The sequence below is a fragment of the Paenibacillus sp. sgz302190 genome, assembly GCF_059820445.1.
In genome coordinates this window covers 54,905-73,608 of record NZ_JBZYAO010000001.1, presented here as the reverse complement: position 1 = coordinate 73,608, position 18,704 = coordinate 54,905, and the positions used below count along the sequence as shown (strand labels likewise).

Sequence of the window (18,704 nt, the reverse complement as noted above, 5' to 3'; positions counted from 1 at the left end):
AGACTTCCCTTCAACTCCCATTACCCAAACCGCGCTTCCCGTTGTACCATGAATATGGGTGAGGATACTATGTTCATTTCTCCGATGTTGGTTGAAACCGCTGTTCATCGTGAACCGCTGGGCAGTAATTACCATATTGCGGAAGCGATGCTGGACGGGATTCGCTGCATCGTTTCGCGCGTCGACGGACTCCGGGCTTACACGAAGACAGGCATCAATATTACGCATAAGTTCCCCGAACTACATAATTGCCCGATTCCCGAGGGAACTGTGCTTGATGGCGAGCTGATTATGAAAGACCATCAAGGCAAGCCTGACTACGAAGCGATGTCGGCCCGGCTCTTATCGCGAAAAGACCGCACTCCGGCTATCTTTTACGCGTTCGATGTGCTCCGGTACAACGGAGTCGACGTCACTCCGCTTTCTTTGCTGAAGCGCAAGGAGCTGTTGGAAAAGTCTTTTACCGACAACGAAGCTTATAAAAAAGTTCAATATCACGAAGGGAATGCGGCGGAATACTTCGAGCAAATTAAAAACAGCGGCCTTGAAGGCATCGTCATCAAATCGAAAAGAACGAAATATACGGCAGGCAAACGATCGAAAGCGTGGCAAAAGGTCATTAACTGGACGTATGCCGACGTCTATATTACGGGGGTCCGCAAAGGGGAATTTGCTTTGCAGGCATCCATAGACACTGCCTCCGGCTATCCGACGCCCGTCGGCTTGATCGAGACCGGACTCGCTCCGGAACAAAAGAAGGCGCTCGACAGTTTGAAAAAGCGGTTCGCTTACAAAGAGGATCAGCATTTCGCTTATATGGAACCGGTCCTGATGGCCAGCATCAAAACGCGCGGCTGGACGAGGAGCGGCAAATTGCGGTCCCCGGAATTTATCGGATTCGTCCGTTAGAACACGGGACTGATGCCGCGCGCTTCCGCTGCAAATACAAAAAAAGACTGAAATCACCTCGGACGGTGATTCAGTCTTTTTTGTATTGCTTTCAGACGTCTAGCGTCTGAAGCTCGATAATTGCTGTTCGGCGATTTGAACAAGCCGGCGGGTAATGTGTCCGCCGATTGCGCCAGTATCGCGCGAAGCCATGTATCCATAGTACCCGTCTTGAGGAATTTGGATACCCAGCTCTTGTGCGACTTCATACTTCAGTTGTTCCAATGCCGCTTTTGCTTGTTGAACGACCAGTGTGTTGCTGTTGCTCGCCATTAAATATCACTCCTTCTAGGTGAATAACTTTAATGTGCCGAGCAAATGGAATCTTTATGCATGAGCAGATCAATTTTAATGCGCAACCTGATTGTAGGTCATGATCCAGATCGAACCGGCAACGACCGTTAACAGAATGATGACGCCGAACAGGAGCGCCATTATATTCCAGCGCGCATTCTCGCCTTCTTTAATGTGCATAAAGAAGTACAGCTGAACCACGAACTGAAGCACGCCCATCGCCATAATAAGCGCCACGGTGGCGGATTTGGAAAGCATGTGATTCATCACGACGACGAGCGGAATGATGGTCAACACGATGGAAAGAATAAAACCTGTAGTATACGATTTTATGGACCCATGGGATGCATGATGATCGTGCGAACCTGCTTTTTGACTCATCCTACATCACCCCCATCAAGTAAACGACCGTGAATACGAAAATCCACACGACGTCGAGAAAGTGCCAGTACAAGCTGATAACTTCGACCTTACGCTTGGTGACAGACGTAATGCCTCTTTTGCTCAATTGAATCATCAACCCGATCATCCAGATCAAACCGACCGAAACGTGAAGACCGTGCGTACCGACGAGTACGAAAAAGCCCGATAAAAATGCGCTCGTCTTGATCGTAGCGCCCTCGCCCACCATTTTCACGAACTCGGTAAGCTCCAGCCCGATAAACGAAGCCCCTAGCAGCACAGTTACGGCAAGCCAGCCGATCAACTGCTTGGTGTTGCCTTTATGCATCGCCAGAACGGCGAGGCCGCTCGTGAAGCTGCTTGTAAGCAGGATGAACGTTTCGGCGATAACGCCCGGCATTTCGAACAGCTCTTTGGCTGTCGGTCCGCCGTTGGTGTTAGCGTGCAAAACTACGTACGTTGCAAATAAAGATCCGAACAAAATACAGTCCGTAATCAGAAAGATCCAGAATCCGAACGTCTTCAGCGATTCATGATCGTGATGCTCGTGGTCATGACCGTGACCGTGTGCGGAATGCGCAGCTGTCTGTGCCATTAAACGTTCGCTCCTTTCAACGCGGCTTCCGTACGTTTTACTTCGTCAGCCGGAATGTAATAATCGGTGTCATAAGAGAACGAGCGCGCTATCATACAAATGGCAATGCCGATCAAGGCCGGAATGGACAGCCACATCCAATCCCATACGAAACCGAAGCCGGCAAAAAACCAAAGCGCCGATTTGATAAAAGGAATGCCCGAATTTTTCGGCATATGAATCGGTTCGTAATGCGCGGCCACAGTGCGCTTTATAGTGCCGCCAGCTTTTTGCTTGCGTTCCCACCAATCGTCCACGTGCTGAACTTGCGGCAGCTCTGCAAAGTTATAGAGAGGCGCAGGCGAAGGAATCGACCATTCCAGCGTCCGTCCGTCCCAAGGATCGCCTGTCGTGTCGCGTTCCTGGAATTTGATACTGTGCGCGATTTGCCATACTTGGAACAGGAAGCCCATCCCCATCAGGAAGCCGCCGACGGTCGAAACCAGATTCAGCGGTCCCCAGCCCATATCGAAATCGTACGTATACGTACGGCGTGTCATGCCGTCCAAACCTAAGAAGTACTGCGGCATAAAACAAACATAGAAGCCGATATTCCACAGCCAGACCGCCCATTTGCCAAGGCGCTCGTTAAGCTTGAAGCCGAACATTTTAGGCCACCAGTAAGACAGCCCTGCAAAATAACCGAAAGCTACGCCGCCGATAAGAACCTGGTGAAAGTGAGCGATCAGAAAGTAGCTGTTGTGGAACTGGAAGTCTGCGGGAGCTACGGACAGCAGCACCCCGGTCATCCCACCGATCACGAAACATGGAATAAATGAAATCGTCCACATCATCGGCGTTGTAAAGCGAATGCGGCCGCGGAACATCGTAAACAGCCAGTTGAATACTTTGACCCCGGTCGGTATGGCGATCGCCATCGTCGTTATGGCGAAGAAGGCATTGACATCTGCGCCCGAGCCCATCGTAAAGAAGTGATGCGCCCAAGTAAAGAAGGAAAGCAAGCTGATCACCAACATCGCGAAAACCATGGACAAATATCCGAACAGCTTTTTCTTGGCGAAAGTCGCCACGACATCGGAGAATATACCGAAAGCCGGCAAGACGACGATATAAACTTCGGGGTGTCCCCACATCCAGATCAAGTTGATATACATCATCGGGTTGCCCCCGCCGTCCAGCGTAAAGAAATGCGCGCCAAGGAAGCGGTCTAGGAACAACAGCGCAAGCGTCACCGTCAAAATCGGGAAGGCGAAGATGATCGTGATACAGCTTGAAAACACAGACCAGGTAAACATCGGCATTTTCATAAGGCCCATGCCCGGCGCACGCATTTTGATGATGGTAACGATAAAGTTGATCCCCGTCGCCAAACTGCCGATACCGGAAATCTGGATGCCCCAGATGTAGAAGTTCTCCCCTACGCCGGGACTGTGCGACATTTCGGACAACGGCGGATAAGACAGCCATCCGGCATCCGGCGAACCGCCGATGACGAACGATACATTGAAGAGCATGGCGCCCCAGAAAAACATCCAGAAGCTCAGCGAGTTCAGGAACGGATAAGCAACGTCGCGCGCGCCGATTTGCAGCGGCACTACGATGTTGAACAAACCGAACATGAGCGGCATGGCCATGAACAAAATCATGATGACGCCGTGCGTCGTAAAAATCTGGTTGTAGTGCTCAGCCTGGAGGAACTGATTGTTCGGCATTGCCAATTGGAGACGCATCAGCAGGGCGTCGACGCCGCCGCGGAACAGCATCATAATCGAGCAGATCACGTACATGATCCCGATTTTTTTATGATCGACGCTCGTCAGCCATTCTTTCCATAGCCAGACCCATTTTTTGAAATACGTGAGCACGAAGACGATGGCCACCATCGCCAGCGCGATGCTGACCTGCGCCCCGAGAATCATGGGGTCGCCGGTCACGAAAAACGTTGAGGCAAACTGTTTGATATTATCCAGCATGTGCAGACTTCCTTTCGTTTAAGTCAACTTTAATGACCCGTATGGCCCTTATGTTCGGATTGATCGTTGTGCATCTCGTAATCAGCCTTTTGAGGCTTTTTCACTTCGTCGACAACTTTATCCTTCGCTGCATTGGAAGCCTCCGAACCCCCGTGCATGCTGTGTCCACCCTCACCGTTAGGCGTATATTTCGTTACGATGTACTGGAACAAACCGTCGGGGAACGAAGAGAAGAATTGCTGCGTCGATTTTGCCGGCTTGGCCAGCGCCTCGTATTGTTCCTTCGAAAGACCCGGGTTCGTTTTCTTGACTTCCGCCACCCAAGTGTCGAAATCCTGCTGGGAGGTTGCATTCACATCGAAAGTCATATCCGCAAAATGCTCGCCGCTGAAGTTGGCCCCTGTGCCGAAATAATGGCCGGGCTCGTCAGCCTGCAGGTACAGCGTCATCGCCATGCCTGACATCGTATAGATTTGTCCGCCCAACTGCGGAATCCAGAACGAGTTCATGGGTGCATCGGAAGTAAGCTCGAATTTGACCGGCGTTCCTTCCGGAATTTGCAAGTAATTGACTGTCGCGATGCCTTGCTCCGGATACATGAACAGCCATTTCCAGTCTAACGAAGTCACCTGAACCGTAATCGGCTTTTTGGCGGATGCTAACGGTTTAGACGGCTCAAGCGCATGCGTGTATTTGACAGTGACTACGCCCAACGCCAAAATAATGACGATCGGAATGGACCACCATATCGTCTCCAGCGCAGTACTATGCGACCAGTTCGGTTGGTATGCGGCTTTGTTCCCCTCTTTGTCGCGGTACCGCCACACGATCCATGCCGTCAACACGAGCACCGGCACCAATATGATGGCGCAGAGCAAGGTCGAGATATAGATCAAATCTCTTTGGTTCGCGCCGACCGGCCCTTTCGGATCCAGCACCATCGCTTGACTGCTGCAGCCTGTCAGCAAGACAATCATCAATATGATTGCAAGCGGCAATGCTGTCCTTATCCATTTTTTCGTTTTTTCCATTCGTGATCCTCCCTATCCGCATGTCCGAAAGCAATGAAATAATATGCCCTTTCTTCACTTTTACTATTCCAAAGATATCAAATTACAACATAAAGTACATCCTACTTAACAAATACGTCAAAGGATAGACGTTTTAATGTAAAACAAATGTCACAAAACGTTCGTTGACTTTATTAAAGTGCTTATGAATTTTAAACGGCCTCTTCAGACTTCATATAAACTTAGGATTTGTTGAATTATTGAGGAGTATTACAATGTAGACCGGGGAGGTCAAGAACAACGACGATTTGCGGAGTTGGAGTGAACCACGCCTCTCCTGCACGGTTGCGGAGCTGGAGTGGACCACGCCCTCTCCTGCACGGTCGCGAAACTGGAGTGGGCCGCGCCTCTCCTGTTCGGTTGCGGAGCTGGAGTGGACCACGCCCTCTCCTGCACGGTCGCGAAACTGGAGTGGGCCGCGCCTCTCCTGCACGGTTGCGAAACTGAAGTGGGTGGGACAAGGTGGCCCAGCAGGTGAAAACCTGCAAAAGTGCAGGTTTTCTCTGTGGAATTGGTCTATTTTGATGAAAAACCTGCGATTGTGCAGGAATTTCCTCTGAAAGTGAAGCTGCGTCCATGATCGCGGCGAAAAGCCTGCACAATTGCAGGAATTCTTCGAGGCAAGCGTCTCAAGGGTATAAATTCATGTACTTTTGCAGGTTTTCTTCATGCAACCAGGCAGTTTGTGGCCATCGACAGTGACCCGGGGTTTCTCAACAGCCTGGATTAATATAGTTTTTTCTGCGAAAAGAGGTGGTCGGAGTATCAATAAGTAAAAAGATGTATGTTTGCAGGCTTTCCCTGCCCGGCCAGCCAGATCGTATTAACGGTTCGGGCTTGTGAGGGTTCTCAACAGCCTGACTATTGCAGGTTGCCTGCACGCCAGTACCTAGGTTTTGCAACCAAGAGTTCAACCGGTGCATTGCTTTTGCCGGGGTACTAATTGGGAGCGCAGCCGCCCTTTCCCAATCAAGCTCTCTTCCGGCGCATTTGTTGCGCCACACGACGGGGGACCGCCCCTGCTGCCGCGCCTTGACCGCCTGTCGACCGATTGCTTGTCTTTCACCGAGCACCGGGTCGTTCCCCTTTCTCAACAGCCCGACCGAATTGATGAACAATCAATTCGGTACCGTTTCAACCAATACGCTAATTGGATAATTCGTTCCTCCATCGCCATCGTCCGACACAAACGAGATTTTATAATCTCTTTGATTCTGCGGACTAAACGTTTTTTCCAACAAGAAGTTGTTCTCTTTGCCGGTGTGGTCTTCGCTTACAACCTGGCTATTAAAGTATATTTTGAATTGTATACCTTTTTTGTTTTATCTGAGAACGAGTAACGGATTTGCTATGATCATGATTTGAACAATTAAATTCATAATGAGTCTCGCCCTTATATTTACCGCGCGCAGAAACTATCATCACTTTCTTTCGCACAGCTTCCTCCCAAAATGTGGAATCGAATCAAAGAGAAAGTACCACCTGCACGAAAATGTGTCAATTTAATGATATAAAAACGGAAAAGGCCCTTTAAGTTTTCACCTAAAGGGCTTTAAATATGCCGGAAACTTGACTTTGATTCCGTCTCATTCCGATTGGGAAGTTTTTTGCGAATGAACCAAATGAATAGCCGTACGAATCACATAAACAAATACGCTGCCGACCATGAACCCGATGCCGACCATCAGTGGGGTGTTGAAATCATTGAATTGATTGAGACTGAAAAGGCTAAGCAGTACCCCGATGCCAAGCAGTACCCAAGAGGCTACGGTCATCAATCTCACCAGGCGCGCTACGTCTTTATCCATACTTTCAGTTACTGTTCTTGTCGTCATTATAATCACTCCAAACGAGAAATGTAAGTGCTTTATATTTATAGTATACCACAACTTTTTGATTTTGTTCATTATTTATTCACAGTTTCATCAAAAAATAGACAAGTTTTTTATTGGAAATTCACAAAACGTAAAAAATATAGCTATATATTGAACGAACGGTCGCCCAGCTATCGAGACTGGGTTAGAAAATAAGCAAAAAAGAGCCGTCCTTGAGTCATAGCGATTCAAAGAAGGCTCTTCTATTCAATTCGTATGTATGTCCTCGCAAACGGCTTCCGGCTATTTTAGCAATGTAAACGAACCGATGAGCGGAAGCGGCTTGACCTGCCCCTGCGCTGCGGCCACAATTCCCAATATCGCCAGAGCGACAACGATCAAATTGGCGATTGGCAGCAAGAACCAGCCAATGATCGGGATAAAACCCAGCACAATGTTCGATGCGGCAGCGGCCAGAAATAAAGTCAGCCCCTGATTGGCATGATACATCGCAAACCGCGATTCTTTGGCGGCCAGCAGCGGTATGAAAAACAAAATGTAGGCCACAATCGCCATGCCTTTGTTATTTTGAATGTCCGATGATTCGTACATGCGCAGCACCTCTTCGATTCATATTTATTACTTCTATTATATTCGAAACCGCCCGGCTATTCTGTATGTTTTCTCATAAATTAAATATTTTAATTTTGTACAAATTTGTCCGTACCGGGATCACTCCTACAAGTCGTTTACCCGACATCCTCCGAGCGTGTCCGAAATCTCGCATTAAAGCTTATAGCCAAGCAGCCAGTCGAGCTGGCGCATCTGCACGCGGGCGGGCATCGTCCGCAGCAGCAAATTGCGCATGTACAGCGCAGCCCGGTTTTCCAGCTGCACGAGCCGCCCCATTCGGCGCGACTGCCGAACGACCCGGGCCGTTCGCGGAATGCGCAGCCTTTCATAGGCGATGAGCGCCCGCGCGGCGTCCTTATGTTCCGCCTGCAGGCACTGCGCCAGCACCCAGGCGTCCTCCATCGCCTGCGCGCCGCCCTGCCCCAAATTGGGCAGCATCGGATGCGCGGCGTCCCCAAGCAAAGTTGCGCGGCCGCGGCTCCACCGATTCAATGGCTTGCGGTCAAAAATATCGTGCGCGAGGATGGCCGTCTCGTCCGTCGCCGCTATGACCGCTTCAATCGGACCGTACCATCCTATCATATGCTGCAGGACGGCGTCTCTTCGCTCACCGGAGGGCACGCGGCTGCCCGGCGCCGAATTAATCGCGGCGAACCAAAAAATGCGGCCGTCGCCCAAATGAGAATACCCGAACCGCTTGCCCCGGCCCCAAGCTTCAAAACCGCCGCCTCGCTCCATCTCGTACCGCGGGTCGCCGAAAGCGGCAATGCCTCTAAACGCGGTGTATCCCGAATATCGAAGATCGGATGCGCCGAAGAGCTGCTGTCTGACGGAAGAATACAGCCCGTCTGCCCCTATGAGCACATCCCCGGTTTCTTCACTCCCATCCGCGAACCGGACTGTCACATAATCCGCTCCCTGCCCGAGCGCGACAAGCTTTTTGTTCGCCCATACCACACCTTCCCGCACCGCCTGCTGATACAAAATGGACTGAAGCCGCGCCCGGTGAATGAGATAGCTGTACGTTCCGTACGCTTCAGCTTGCTTCGACACGGGCAGCTCCGTCAAAAGCTTGCCGTCCCATGTCCGGATCTCGGCCTTCCCGACCTTCGCCCCCTCCGATCGAACCTGCCCGTCCAGGCCGAGCTTTTGCAAAACGTTCATCGCGTTCGCGCCCAAAACAATCCCCGCGCCCATTTCGGACAAAGCTTCCTGCCGGTCAAAAACCGCCGCCGCAAAGCCTGCTCTCCGCAAACAGATAGCTGCGCACAGGCCGCCGATCCCCGATCCGATAATGACCGCTTTCCTTAACGCTTTCCCTTCATTCCCCATGATGCTCCTCCTAAACGGCTGCACGGCTTGCATATCGAGTGTACTGTTTACACTGTAGCATAGTGCCGCCATGACAAAAACCCCCTGGCCCGCGCGGGTGGCGTTCAGGAGGTTCAACGGTCAACTCTCGTTCAAGGTATGCGACCACTGCACTGTTCTTATTTGGATGCGGACGCGAGTTCCTGTTTTACTTCTATAATTTCGAGGTTGGAAAAAGAACGGCTCCACTTCATCAACTTCTCGGCTGCTTCTAACTTGGATATCGGTGAGCACAGAGGTTTACCTTTATAGCAAACAATGTACAGCATAATCGATCACCCTATTCTTTGTGTTATCTTCAGCCGCCGATTGCGACTGATACATAATGTATCATAAATCATTTCGCTCGCAATTGCAACAAAAAAAGAGGTTTCCAGTCATAAAACGATAGCGGGCCGCATTTTGTTGCAGGACTTTATAACTAGACGAATTTAGTCGCCGGCTCCTACTATTTTCGCATCATTTTTCTAATTATTCTGAATATATTTAACCATAGACTTTTTGTAAGGGCTTCCATACTATATAGGTAATAGTTTTTCGAAGGGTGATGATAAAATGAACGATTATCCGAACACAGCTTGGGGTTTAATTAACGGTCTCATGATCAGTTCATTTTTATGGCTTGCCTTGTTTACACTCAGCTGGTTTTTCTACTTTATATAAATAAAGCGTTTTACCGCATTGCTTCCAGCACCTTATCGGATACACTCCAATCATGAGAAAGGGCTGCCCTCGCCGGCAGCCCTGATTGCTTTTATTCAATGCCCAATTCCTTGAGCTTCTCTTTTACATCCGCTACCAGCTTCGCAGCGTCTTCCGGACGGTTGACGACATCGAATCTATCCATATCGACCGTCAGCACGTCGGAGGCTTTGTAGTAGTTCATCACCCAATCGTCATATCCGGACCACAGCAGACGGTAATAATCCACCAGCGACTGATCCTGTTCGAAGCTTCTGCCGCGCAGCCCGATCCGGTGTATGACCGTTTCGAAGGATGCCTTCAGGTAGACCATCAGATCCGGAGCTTTTTTCGGAAGCTCGGCCAATTCCATCATCATGTTGTCGGCCAAGTCTTCATAAATATCAAACTCCAACTGGCTGATCCGCCCCAGATCATGGTTAACTTTTGCAAAATACCAGTCCTCGTATATGCTTCGGTCAATTACGTTCCGGTTGTGTACAAGCGCCGCTTTGATCGCTCTGAATCGCGTATTCAAAAAATGCAGCTGCAGCAGAAACGGATACCGTTTCCGCTCGATTTCTTCCGGCGAAGATGTATAAAACAGCGGTAAAATCGGATTGTCGTCCACACTTTCGAAAAAAACGTCCGAATTCAATTCTTTTCCGAGCAAAGTGGCTACCGACGTTTTGCCCAGCCCGATCATTCCCCCAACCACAATCACTGACATTGTCCCCTTTCCCCTTTTGCCAAACTTTAATTTACCAAATGTTAATAAGAGCTTTTCAATTATAGCAAGGAGAACAGCTACTGTGAACAGTGAAAAACCGATGTTGGAATTTCGTCACTCATTGTGTAATAAAAATTAACTTTTTCATCACACTAACCTGACTCCTACACATATATTATAGCAACCACATATGCCGGGAGGAGAATCGCCATGGGAAACAAACCTCGCAAAGTCGCGATTGTCGGAACAGGCTATGTAGGCTCAAGCTGCGCCTACTCCTTGATCCATCAATCGGTCTGCGACGAAATCATGCTGATCGGCCGCACGCCTGACCGCGCCTACGCTCAGGCGCTCGATTTGTCGCACTGCATGGACTTTACCCATACGCGCACGAAAGTTTATACCGGCGCCTATGAGCAGTGCGCGGACAGCGATATTATCGTGCTGTGCGCCGGCTCCAATCCCCCGAACAGCCGCAACCGTCTGGATCATCTGGATACGGCGGCCGAAATTCACGAGCCCATGATTCGCCAAATTATGGCAAGCGGGTTTAACGGCATTTTTGTCGCGGCTTCCAATCCGGTAGATCTCGTGACCTACTTGGTGTGGAAGCTGTCGGGGCTCCCGCGCAGCCGGGTGCTCGGCACAGGGACTTCCATCGATTCGGCACGTCTGAAAACGCTGCTGTCGGAGTATTTGCCCGTCGACCCCCGCAGCGTTCACGGCTATGTGCTCGGCGAGCACGGCGAGTCCCAATTTCCCTGCTGGTCGCACGTCACCGTCGGCGGCAAACCGATTCTGGACATTATCGCCCAGCATCCCGGCCGGTTCGGGCATATGGATTTGGAAGAGATCGCCCTGCGGACGAAAAATGCCGGCTGGGAAATCTTCAACCGCAAAGGCTCGACGCACTACGGCATCGGCAGCGCCATCGCCTATATCGTCCGGTCCGTATTTAATGACGATCATAAAATCATTGCCGTCTCCGCCATTCTCGATGGCGAGTACGGGCAGTCGGGCGTATGCGCAGGCGTGCCGGCCATCGTCACCCGGCAAGGAATCAAGGAAATTTTGGAGCTAAACCTGTCGGCAAAAGAAAAAGAGCAGTTCGATTACTCCTGCTCCATCATTCGTCAACATATCGGACAGCTGGCAGCTCCGTAAAACGGGCAGCTTACCGTTCATCCTCTTCCCGGGTTATTCGCTCGATCACCTCATGAAGATCGTCGGGCTTCAGCTGCCTTTACCTGAATATGATCAAGCTTGATGCGCATTTCGAGAATGGGCTTTTGTTCGACCCAATAAGACGCCGCTTCCATGACCTGGACGGGCGTCCATTTTTCCTGAAGCTCCCTTTTTTCGCCGGCGGCCCAAAGCTCAATGTCTCGCTCCTCGCGCTCCTCGGGCAAATGCTCGTACTGGCTCTCCAACTGCTGCCGAACAAGCCCCATCACTTGAACATGCAAAATTTCCGGCATCGATTGCTCATATTCTACATATTTTAGGAAATCCTCAAAATAGCGGGCGTGCGAAGCCTGGTGAATTTTCAGCTCCGCCTCCTCCAGCATCCCTTCCTCCGGCATGAACGGATACTGAATGGACTTCATGTTTTTGGCGTTAATCGCCATTTCGACTTGATTCAGCAAACTTTTCTCGTCTGTAATCCGGGCGATACGAAAAATGAGATGAACAGGATAGTAAATTTCATGCTGCCGCTCCTTACCGATTCGTAGATGACACGTCCGCTTAACCATAGGCACAACTATGATTGTACTTCACCTGAGCGGGTTGTAAAGATATTTTTCGTTTGCGCGTGATGATTGCCTTTCTCGCACTGTCTTACAAAATGAGCCTTTCTTCTAAAATAAACGACAGAGGTGCGTTAGATGATTTACGGAACTAAGCTGATCGATACAGATACCGAACTATTCGCCGCCGCGCTGACTCAGACGCCTATCCTGGTCTGGTCCATGGATCACTTGGGCGTATTTTACCAGGTGGATTCAGGAATTATTGTGAAGTATACGCCCGACGAAGTCCGGGTGCGCAGTTACGGAAACGAGCAGCGGACGATCCGGTATTCGCGGGAAACGAATGAATTCAGCATCAAACCATGAGATAAACCTTTACCTTGAAGAAATTAAACATTTCGATTCGACAAGGAGAAAACCGCCGTTCTGCCTCCTTTGCGGAAGTGAGCAGGACGGCGGTTTTCTGTTTTGGCGGCGCCCGCCGGATTTCTAGGCAAGCTCCAGCGGCCCGCTGTCGTCGAGCCGTGTCGGCAAAATGACGTCGATGGTCGTACCTTTGCCGATCGTGCTGCGCACATGCATCGTGCCTTTGTGGGCTTCTACGATTTTGAAGCACATCATCAGCCCGAGCCCGGTGCCTTTTTCCTTCGTCGTATAAAAAGGCTCTCCCAGCTTTTTGAGCCGTTCCTCCGGGATGCCGCAGCCGTTGTCCTGCGTGCGCACCCGAATGTGGCCGGGGTCCGGCATAGACACGTTGATGCGGATCAAGCCTTCCTTGGGGATCGCTTCGATCGCATTTTTCACCAAATTAATAAAAAGCTGCTTCAAATGCATCTCCGAGCAAACGATTTCCGTTAATTCGGATTCAAATTCCAGCACGAGCTGCACGCTGCGCAGCACCGCCTGCGTGTCCAGCAGCGCCTGGACCCTGAGCAATATTTCCTTTAAATCGCCTCTTTTGTATTGAATCGCTTCCGGCTTGGCAATGACGAGAAATTCGCTGACGATGAAATTGATGCGGTCAAGCTCCGACAGCATAATGTCGAAATAGTGCTGCTTTCCTTTCATATCGCTTTGCAGCAGCTGCAAAAACCCCCGCAAGGAAGTAAGCGGGTTGCGGATTTCATGCGCCAGACCGGCGGCCAGCTGGCCCGCGACAGAGAGCTTGTCGGACTTGCGCAGCAGCTCCTCCGTTCTTTTCCGCTCCGTGATGTCCCTCGTGATGCCGGCGAATCCGATAATATCGCCCCGCTCGTTTTTGATCGGCGTTTTCGTCACACTTACATGGACGAGTTGGCCGTCTTTGCGCTGGCGCACCGTCTCCAAGCCGGAAATTTGCTTGCCCGCTTGCAGCGCTTCAAATATTTCCTGGCGCTGCTCTTCCAGAAATTCCGGATAAATCGGCAGCCTGTTCCCTTTGAGCTCTTCCAGCCGCCAACCGAACACATGCTCGTATGCCGCATTTACAGACATCACTTTGGCTCTCGGGTCCAGCACGCAGATGGCGTCCGTCGTATTATTGATGAACGATTCCAGCAGCTCTTTCGTCTCCCGGAGCTCCGTCTCCATCAGCTTGCGCTCGGTAATATCTACGCAGGAGCCGATGACCTCGATCACTTTGCCGTTTTCCAAAATAGGCCGCAAGGAGCTCAAATACGTGATGCCGCGAAAAGTCGCCTCGTAAATGACGTTTTCCTCGCCGTTCCACGCTCTGCGGTAATAAGTTTCCAAATTTTTGGCCATGTAGGCCGGCCATATTTCATACAAGCCGTTGCCGATAATATGCGACGGTTTGTATCCTAACCGGTACAGCAGCTCGCCGTCGCACAGCGTATGGATAAACCGGCCTTTCATTTGCCGGAACTTCATCGTCATGCCCTGCTGTCTGCGGACCGTCTCGTGCAAATCCTGCTGGGCGATGCGCAGCGACTCCCGGTCTTTATTGTGTTGGGTAATGTCCCTGGCGATAATGTACATGCCTTCGATCACATCGTTGACGATAATCGGCACATTTTTCAAGCCGAGCACGATCGTTTCGCCGGTTTTATGCTTGACGGACAGCATGTAATTATCGGATTCCTGAAAAAGCAGGCTGTGAGCGAAAATGTTCTCCTTCTCTTTGCCGCCAAAAAAACGGCTGATCGGCTGACCGGCCATCTCAATCTCCAGGTAGCCCATAATGCGTTCCATCGCAGGATTTACGTTCTTGATGATGCCGGATAAATCGCACGTCAGAATGCCGGCCGGATTGTGCTCGATCAGCGACTTGTAGCGCTGCTCGCTTTCGGCCAGCTTTCTTTCCATCTCCGACCTGCGCGTAATATCGCGGATTTGCGTAACAAAATAGAGCGGATTGCCGATCAAGTCCCGAACTAGCGATATGCTGCACTCCACCCAAAGGATGCTTCCCGATTTATGCTTAAGTCTTTTGTCGATTTGGTATGAAGTAAACTGCCCTTGAAGCAATTGTTCCATTAACGCCTTGTGATGGCTCATATCTTCCGGCAAAAAAATGGCGTGAACATCGGTGCAAAGAAGTTCTTGTCGCGAATATCCTGTAATAGAGCTGAAACAATTATTGATTTTGATCCAGAGGCCGTTGACTGATATCAAGGCCATGCCGATCGCCGCATACTCGAAGGCCGCGCCAAAAGACGGCTCGTTGCCTCTCAGCAGCTCCTGCACATTGTCCGGATCCACGCCTTTTCCCATTTCCAGCGGCTTATTAATCATTTTCGTTCTATCTCCTATCCCTTACAAGCGTTCAAAGCTCACGTTGTTCGCTTGTTTGAATTCGACGACTAGAAATATTTTCCTGCCCAAGTTGCATGCCGTGCTGAAATTATGCTCAAAATGTGCCCAAACCAATAGTCTGTATGCTAGAATGAATCGAGTATCAAGCATGCGAGTGGAGGTATGTGCTATGCCCAATATTTGGGCTCATCTTATATTCGGCCAGGAATTGATGAAACGGCTTGGGCACAGCCATATTTTGAACGATAAACAGGCCTGTCGCACGTTCTCCCTCGGCTGCCAGGGGCCCGATTTTTTGCTGTATCATCATTTCCTGCCCTGGCAAAAAGATAAGCGGCTTCAGCGGCTCGGGAGCGCGATGCACCGGCGGGAATGCGGGCCCTTTTTGCTGGATTTGCTGGGCCGGATGCAGGGCAGAGGCATATACAATCCCGCCGTCCTGTACGCTCTCGGCTTTGTCACCCATCATATTTTGGACCGCAACATGCATCCGTACATTTTTTATAAATCCGGCTTTAAAAAGTGGAATCACCAGCGCTTCGAGGTCATTATGGACACATTGGTCGTGCGGCGCATGCTTGGGCTGGAGACGTGGAAGACGCCCGTGTGGAAACAGATCGATGTCGGCCGGACGTTCCCGCTCGGCGTCGTACCGGCGCTTGCCGCCTCCGCAGAGCGGCATTATCCGGAGCTTGCCGCCGGCCTGAGCGAACAGGACTGGAACGACGCGTATCGGGATATGATTCGGGCGCAGCGGCTGTTTCACGATCCGAAAGGGATTAAACGCGTATTTACGCTCGGCCAAATCAGCCCGTTCGTATATGCCAAAAACCCGGCTCCGCTCGATTACATGAATGAAGCCGGAACGGTTTGGAACTGTCCGACTTCGCCGGACGAAACGTACACGCACAGCGCCTGGGAGCTGTGGGATCAAGCCGTGGAGGACGGCCTGAAAGTCATGCCCGCTGCGATCCGCGCGCTGCAGACAGACTCGGCCGCCGATTGGGAAGCGCTGCGCACCGTTCTCAGCAACCGATCTTACGAAACGGGCAAGCCGTGCGAAAGCGGCCTGGAAATCGTTCACGTGCAGCCGATTATCTAGGCGGCCGATCCGGTGTACGGAAGCTGTCTGCGCCCAAACAGCTCCGCCGTCAGATTTCTAGAGCTTGTCGTCCGGAGCCTGCTCCAGCCATTTCCCGATCTGCCCGATCACGGAGGCGACGCATCCGTCTGCAAAAGGCGAGAACAGCCCGGCCGCCTGCACAAGCTCCGTGAAGGAGCGGCTTCCGCCCAGCCGGCACAGCCTCAAGTAATCCTGCCACGCCGCTGCAGGCGCTTCGCCGGCCCGTTTCCAAAATTGCAGCGCGCAAATTTGCGCCAGCGTGTAATCGATGTAGTAAAACGGGCTTTTGAATATATGCGCCTGCTGATGCCAGAAGCCACCCCTTTCCAAATACGCCTGGTCGTCGTACACGCGGTGAGGCAAATATTTGAGCTCGATCTCGCGCCATACTTGCTTTCTGGCCGCAGGCGTCATGTCCGGCTGTTCGTACACGCGGTGTTGAAATTCATCGACAGCTACCCCGTACGGAATGAAGAGCAGCGCCTCGCTCAAATGCTTGAACTTGTACTTGTCCGTATCCTCCCCGAAAAACAGCTCCATCCATGGCCACACGATAAACTCCATGCTCATCGAATGAATCTCGCACGCCTCAAGCGTCGGAAAAATATACTCAGGCACCTCGAAATGTCTGCTGCAATAAGCTTGAAAAGCATGGCCGGCCTCGTGCGTCAACACGTCGATATCCCCGGACGTGCCGTTAAAGTTGGAAAAAATAAAAGGCGCTTTATATTTGCTTATAAACGTGCAGTATCCGCCGACGCGCTTCCCTTTTTTGGCGACGAGGTCGAACAAGCCGTTTTCCTGCATGAACGTGTAGAACTCATCGGTTTCCGGCGACAGTTCCGCATACATCTCGGCTCCCTGCCAGACGATCCATTCCGCATCCCCTTGCGGCAGCGGATTTCCGGACGGAAAGCTGAACTTGTCGTCGTAATAGCGGAGCGTATCGACCCCGATTCTCGCCGCCTGCCGCTCTTTCAGCTTCGTGGCCACCGGCACGATCTGCTCCAGTACCTGCTTGCGGAATGCGGCAACATCGTTCGCGTCGTAATCGGACCGGTTCAGCCGGGCATAGGCAAGCTCGACAAAGCTGCCGAAGCCCAGCTTTGCGGCAATTTGGGCGCGAACCTTGACCAATTGATCGTAAATCTCGTCGAGCCGCGCTTCATTTTCTTCAAAGAAGCCGTACCTGGCATCCGTCGCCCGCTTCCGCATCGCCCTGTCCGTCGATTGCTGGAACGGGGCCAGCTGCGCCAGATTGCGCTCTTCGCCTTCAAACATCAGCTTCGCAGAGGCGACCAGCTTGGAATATTCGCTCGCCAGCTTATTTTCGCGCACGAGATCTTCCACGATTTCCGGCGCAAACGTGCGCTGCGACAGCTCCGCAATGGTGAATAGCTGCCTGCCCCATTTCGCCTCCAGATCCGCCCGGAAAGCCGAGTTTGTAAGCGCTTCATAAAATTTTGTCACGAGCCCCTGATACTGCGGATCAACCTCATCGACGAAATCCTGCTCCGCCTTGTAAAACTCGTCCGCCGTATCAATCGTATGGCGAATATGCGCGATCTGCATCAGCGACTCCAGTTCGCCGCGCAAAGCGACGATCGATTCCATGCACGCATCCTGCTCGCCAAAATCCGCCGCGCTTGAAAACTTCTCAAGCAGGCCGTTGAACTGCAGTTCAAACGCTGCAAAATCCGGTCTTTCATACACATACTCTTGAAATTTCAACGCTGGATCACTCTTTTCTCCCTGCTCGGCAGGATTATTTAACCAATGGTATATATTCACTTTACACCAGATGAGACTCGTTTTAAATAAGCAAATAGGAGCAATCATAAAACCGAAGAGGACGGCTTCACGCAGCCGCCCCCTTGCATCATTAGCTCAAATTCGGGATTTGCCAATCGATTTCCTCACTGCCGATTTCAAGCAAGTACGCGTTCGCCTGCGAGAAAGGCCTGCTGCCGAAAAATCCCCGGTAAGCCGAGAGCGGGCTCGGATGCGGCGATCGGATGATCCGGTGCCGCTTCGCATCGATCAGGCTCATCTTGGCCTGCGCATGGCTCCCCCACAACAGAAACACGACCGGCTTCTCCCTCTCGTTCAAGCATCGGATCACCTGATCCGTGAAACGCTCCCAGCCTTTGTCCTTGTGCGAATTCGGCGTGTCGGCCCGCACGGTCAGCACCGTGTTGAGCAGCAGGACTCCCTGCTCCGCCCATTTGACCAAATAGCCGTTATCCGGGATGTGACAGCCTATATCGGTTTGCAGCTCTTTATACATGTTTTGCAGCGACGGCGGAGTCGCTATGCCGGGTTTGACGGAAAAACTGAGTCCGTGCGCCTGTCCGTGCCCATGATACGGGTCCTGGCCGAGAATCACGACTTTCGTGTCCGCGTAGCCTGTAAGATGAAGCGCGTTGAAAATATCGTGCTTGTCCGGGTAAATTCGCCGCGAGTTGTACTCGTCCACAAGAAATTTGCGCAGCTCCATATAGTAAGGCGTTTCGAATTGCTCGGCCAACAGCTCCGACCAATCGTTATTCAAGATAGCCATTCTTT

General features: G+C 51.4%; 17 protein-coding genes and 1 pseudogene. 5 read left to right on the top strand and 13 right to left on the bottom strand.

Features of this window, described 5'->3' with window-relative positions:
* The first annotated feature begins 69 nt into the window (after positions 1 to 69).
* Positions 70 to 909, top strand: coding sequence for an ATP-dependent DNA ligase (locus AC6RNO_RS00330; RefSeq protein ID WP_497104170.1), 840 nt, complete (start codon positions 70 to 72; stop codon positions 907 to 909).
* A gap of 99 nt (positions 910 to 1,008) precedes the next feature.
* Here the strand turns inward: AC6RNO_RS00330 and AC6RNO_RS00325 are convergent, their stop codons facing one another.
* From AC6RNO_RS00325 to cyoA, 5 genes are all read right to left on the bottom strand, one after another.
* A complete protein-coding gene (locus tag AC6RNO_RS00325) occupies positions 1,009 to 1,221 on the bottom strand; it encodes an alpha/beta-type small acid-soluble spore protein (protein ID WP_474685568.1) in 213 nt (70 codons plus the stop codon).
* Positions 1,222 to 1,296: 75 nt separating this feature from the next.
* Positions 1,297 to 1,623 (bottom strand): cytochrome o ubiquinol oxidase subunit IV, encoded by a 327-nt coding sequence (gene cyoD / locus AC6RNO_RS00320; RefSeq protein WP_474685566.1) that lies wholly within the window; start codon positions 1,621 to 1,623, stop codon positions 1,297 to 1,299.
* 1 nt (position 1,624) lies between these two features.
* Positions 1,625 to 2,239 carry a cytochrome o ubiquinol oxidase subunit III gene (gene cyoC, locus AC6RNO_RS00315; protein WP_474685564.1) on the bottom strand — a complete coding sequence of 205 codons (615 nt, stop codon included), beginning with the start codon at positions 2,237 to 2,239 and terminating at the stop codon, positions 1,625 to 1,627.
* Positions 2,239 to 4,212 (bottom strand): cbb3-type cytochrome c oxidase subunit I, encoded by a 1,974-nt coding sequence (locus AC6RNO_RS00310; protein ID WP_488436437.1) that lies wholly within the window; start codon positions 4,210 to 4,212, stop codon positions 2,239 to 2,241. The genes cyoC and AC6RNO_RS00310 overlap by 1 nt, the downstream gene beginning before the upstream one ends.
* A 29-nt stretch (positions 4,213 to 4,241) precedes the next feature.
* Positions 4,242 to 5,243: a ubiquinol oxidase subunit II gene (gene cyoA / locus AC6RNO_RS00305; RefSeq protein WP_474685560.1), complete on the bottom strand. Its 1,002-nt coding sequence runs from the start codon at positions 5,241 to 5,243 to the stop codon at positions 4,242 to 4,244.
* Between the two features lie 956 nt (positions 5,244 to 6,199).
* On the opposite strand from cyoA, the gene AC6RNO_RS00300 reads away from it, so the two are divergent.
* Entirely contained in the window at positions 6,200 to 6,622 is a 423-nt protein-coding gene (locus AC6RNO_RS00300) for a hypothetical protein (RefSeq protein ID WP_497104169.1), read from the top strand.
* Between the two features lie 246 nt (positions 6,623 to 6,868).
* Here the strand turns inward: AC6RNO_RS00300 and AC6RNO_RS00295 are convergent, their stop codons facing one another.
* From AC6RNO_RS00295 to AC6RNO_RS00280, 4 genes are all read right to left on the bottom strand, one after another.
* Entirely contained in the window at positions 6,869 to 7,117 is a 249-nt protein-coding gene (locus tag AC6RNO_RS00295; RefSeq protein WP_497104168.1) for a hypothetical protein, read from the bottom strand.
* Between the two features lie 282 nt (positions 7,118 to 7,399).
* Entirely contained in the window at positions 7,400 to 7,708 is a 309-nt protein-coding gene (locus tag AC6RNO_RS00290; protein WP_474685556.1) for a DUF4870 domain-containing protein, read from the bottom strand.
* Between the two features lie 174 nt (positions 7,709 to 7,882).
* Positions 7,883 to 9,061 carry an FAD-dependent monooxygenase gene (locus AC6RNO_RS00285; RefSeq protein WP_497104167.1) on the bottom strand — a complete coding sequence of 393 codons (1,179 nt, stop codon included), beginning with the start codon at positions 9,059 to 9,061 and terminating at the stop codon, positions 7,883 to 7,885.
* A gap of 793 nt (positions 9,062 to 9,854) precedes the next feature.
* Positions 9,855 to 10,511, bottom strand: a complete 657-nt coding sequence (locus AC6RNO_RS00280; protein ID WP_488436433.1) for a deoxynucleoside kinase — start codon at positions 10,509 to 10,511, stop codon at positions 9,855 to 9,857.
* Between the two features lie 210 nt (positions 10,512 to 10,721).
* Between AC6RNO_RS00280 and AC6RNO_RS00275 the strand changes: the two genes are divergently transcribed.
* Positions 10,722 to 11,675 carry an L-lactate dehydrogenase gene (locus AC6RNO_RS00275; RefSeq protein WP_474685552.1) on the top strand — a complete coding sequence of 318 codons (954 nt, stop codon included), beginning with the start codon at positions 10,722 to 10,724 and terminating at the stop codon, positions 11,673 to 11,675.
* Positions 11,676 to 11,749: 74 nt separating this feature from the next.
* Here the strand turns inward: AC6RNO_RS00275 and AC6RNO_RS00270 are convergent.
* Positions 11,750 to 12,187: pseudogene (locus tag AC6RNO_RS00270) on the bottom strand (DUF3900 domain-containing protein); the annotation flags it as partial.
* Between the two features lie 210 nt (positions 12,188 to 12,397).
* Here AC6RNO_RS00270 and AC6RNO_RS00265 point away from each other — a divergent pair.
* Complete coding sequence (locus AC6RNO_RS00265) at positions 12,398 to 12,628, top strand: hypothetical protein (protein ID WP_474685550.1); 231 nt, start codon at positions 12,398 to 12,400, stop codon at positions 12,626 to 12,628.
* 123 nt (positions 12,629 to 12,751) lie between these two features.
* Here AC6RNO_RS00265 and AC6RNO_RS00260 read toward each other — a convergent pair whose 3' ends face one another.
* Positions 12,752 to 14,995 (bottom strand): PAS domain-containing sensor histidine kinase, encoded by a 2,244-nt coding sequence (locus AC6RNO_RS00260; protein ID WP_474685548.1) that lies wholly within the window; start codon positions 14,993 to 14,995, stop codon positions 12,752 to 12,754.
* A gap of 190 nt (positions 14,996 to 15,185) precedes the next feature.
* Between AC6RNO_RS00260 and AC6RNO_RS00255 the strand changes: the two genes are divergently transcribed.
* Positions 15,186 to 16,118: a zinc dependent phospholipase C family protein gene (locus AC6RNO_RS00255; protein ID WP_497104166.1), complete on the top strand. Its 933-nt coding sequence runs from the start codon at positions 15,186 to 15,188 to the stop codon at positions 16,116 to 16,118.
* 57 nt (positions 16,119 to 16,175) lie between these two features.
* Here AC6RNO_RS00255 and AC6RNO_RS00250 read toward each other — a convergent pair whose 3' ends face one another.
* Both AC6RNO_RS00250 and AC6RNO_RS00245 read right to left on the bottom strand, forming a co-directional pair.
* A complete protein-coding gene (locus AC6RNO_RS00250) occupies positions 16,176 to 17,870 on the bottom strand; it encodes a M3 family oligoendopeptidase (protein WP_497104165.1) in 1,695 nt (564 codons plus the stop codon).
* A 151-nt stretch (positions 17,871 to 18,021) separates the two neighbouring features.
* Positions 18,022 to 18,699 carry a uracil-DNA glycosylase gene (locus AC6RNO_RS00245; RefSeq protein ID WP_497104164.1) on the bottom strand — a complete coding sequence of 226 codons (678 nt, stop codon included), beginning with the start codon at positions 18,697 to 18,699 and terminating at the stop codon, positions 18,022 to 18,024.
* Between the last annotated feature and the right edge of the window lie 5 nt (positions 18,700 to 18,704).

What these genes read in the sequence shown, in the direction of transcription:
- AC6RNO_RS00310 (WP_488436437.1), bottom strand. Translation starts at nt 4,212, where the DNA reads ATGCTGGATAATATCAAACAGTTTGCCTCAACGTTTTTCGTGACCGGC.
- cyoD (WP_474685566.1), bottom strand. Translation starts at nt 1,623, where the DNA reads ATGAGTCAAAAAGCAGGTTCGCACGATCATCATGCATCCCATGGGTCC.
- AC6RNO_RS00280 (WP_488436433.1), bottom strand. Translation starts at nt 10,511, where the DNA reads ATGTCAGTGATTGTGGTTGGGGGAATGATCGGGCTGGGCAAAACGTCG.
- AC6RNO_RS00295 (WP_497104168.1), bottom strand. Translation starts at nt 7,117, where the DNA reads ATGACGACAAGAACAGTAACTGAAAGTATGGATAAAGACGTAGCGCGC.
- AC6RNO_RS00265 (WP_474685550.1), top strand. Translation starts at nt 12,398, where the DNA reads ATGATTTACGGAACTAAGCTGATCGATACAGATACCGAACTATTCGCC.
- AC6RNO_RS00275 (WP_474685552.1), top strand. Translation starts at nt 10,722, where the DNA reads ATGGGAAACAAACCTCGCAAAGTCGCGATTGTCGGAACAGGCTATGTA.
- AC6RNO_RS00285 (WP_497104167.1), bottom strand. Translation starts at nt 9,061, where the DNA reads ATGGGGAATGAAGGGAAAGCGTTAAGGAAAGCGGTCATTATCGGATCG.
- AC6RNO_RS00325 (WP_474685568.1), bottom strand. Translation starts at nt 1,221, where the DNA reads ATGGCGAGCAACAGCAACACACTGGTCGTTCAACAAGCAAAAGCGGCA.
- cyoC (WP_474685564.1), bottom strand. Translation starts at nt 2,239, where the DNA reads ATGGCACAGACAGCTGCGCATTCCGCACACGGTCACGGTCATGACCAC.
- AC6RNO_RS00260 (WP_474685548.1), bottom strand. Translation starts at nt 14,995, where the DNA reads ATGATTAATAAGCCGCTGGAAATGGGAAAAGGCGTGGATCCGGACAAT.
- AC6RNO_RS00330 (WP_497104170.1), top strand. Translation starts at nt 70, where the DNA reads ATGTTCATTTCTCCGATGTTGGTTGAAACCGCTGTTCATCGTGAACCG.
- AC6RNO_RS00290 (WP_474685556.1), bottom strand. Translation starts at nt 7,708, where the DNA reads ATGTACGAATCATCGGACATTCAAAATAACAAAGGCATGGCGATTGTG.
- cyoA (WP_474685560.1), bottom strand. Translation starts at nt 5,243, where the DNA reads ATGGAAAAAACGAAAAAATGGATAAGGACAGCATTGCCGCTTGCAATC.
- AC6RNO_RS00245 (WP_497104164.1), bottom strand. Translation starts at nt 18,699, where the DNA reads ATGGCTATCTTGAATAACGATTGGTCGGAGCTGTTGGCCGAGCAATTC.
- AC6RNO_RS00255 (WP_497104166.1), top strand. Translation starts at nt 15,186, where the DNA reads ATGCCCAATATTTGGGCTCATCTTATATTCGGCCAGGAATTGATGAAA.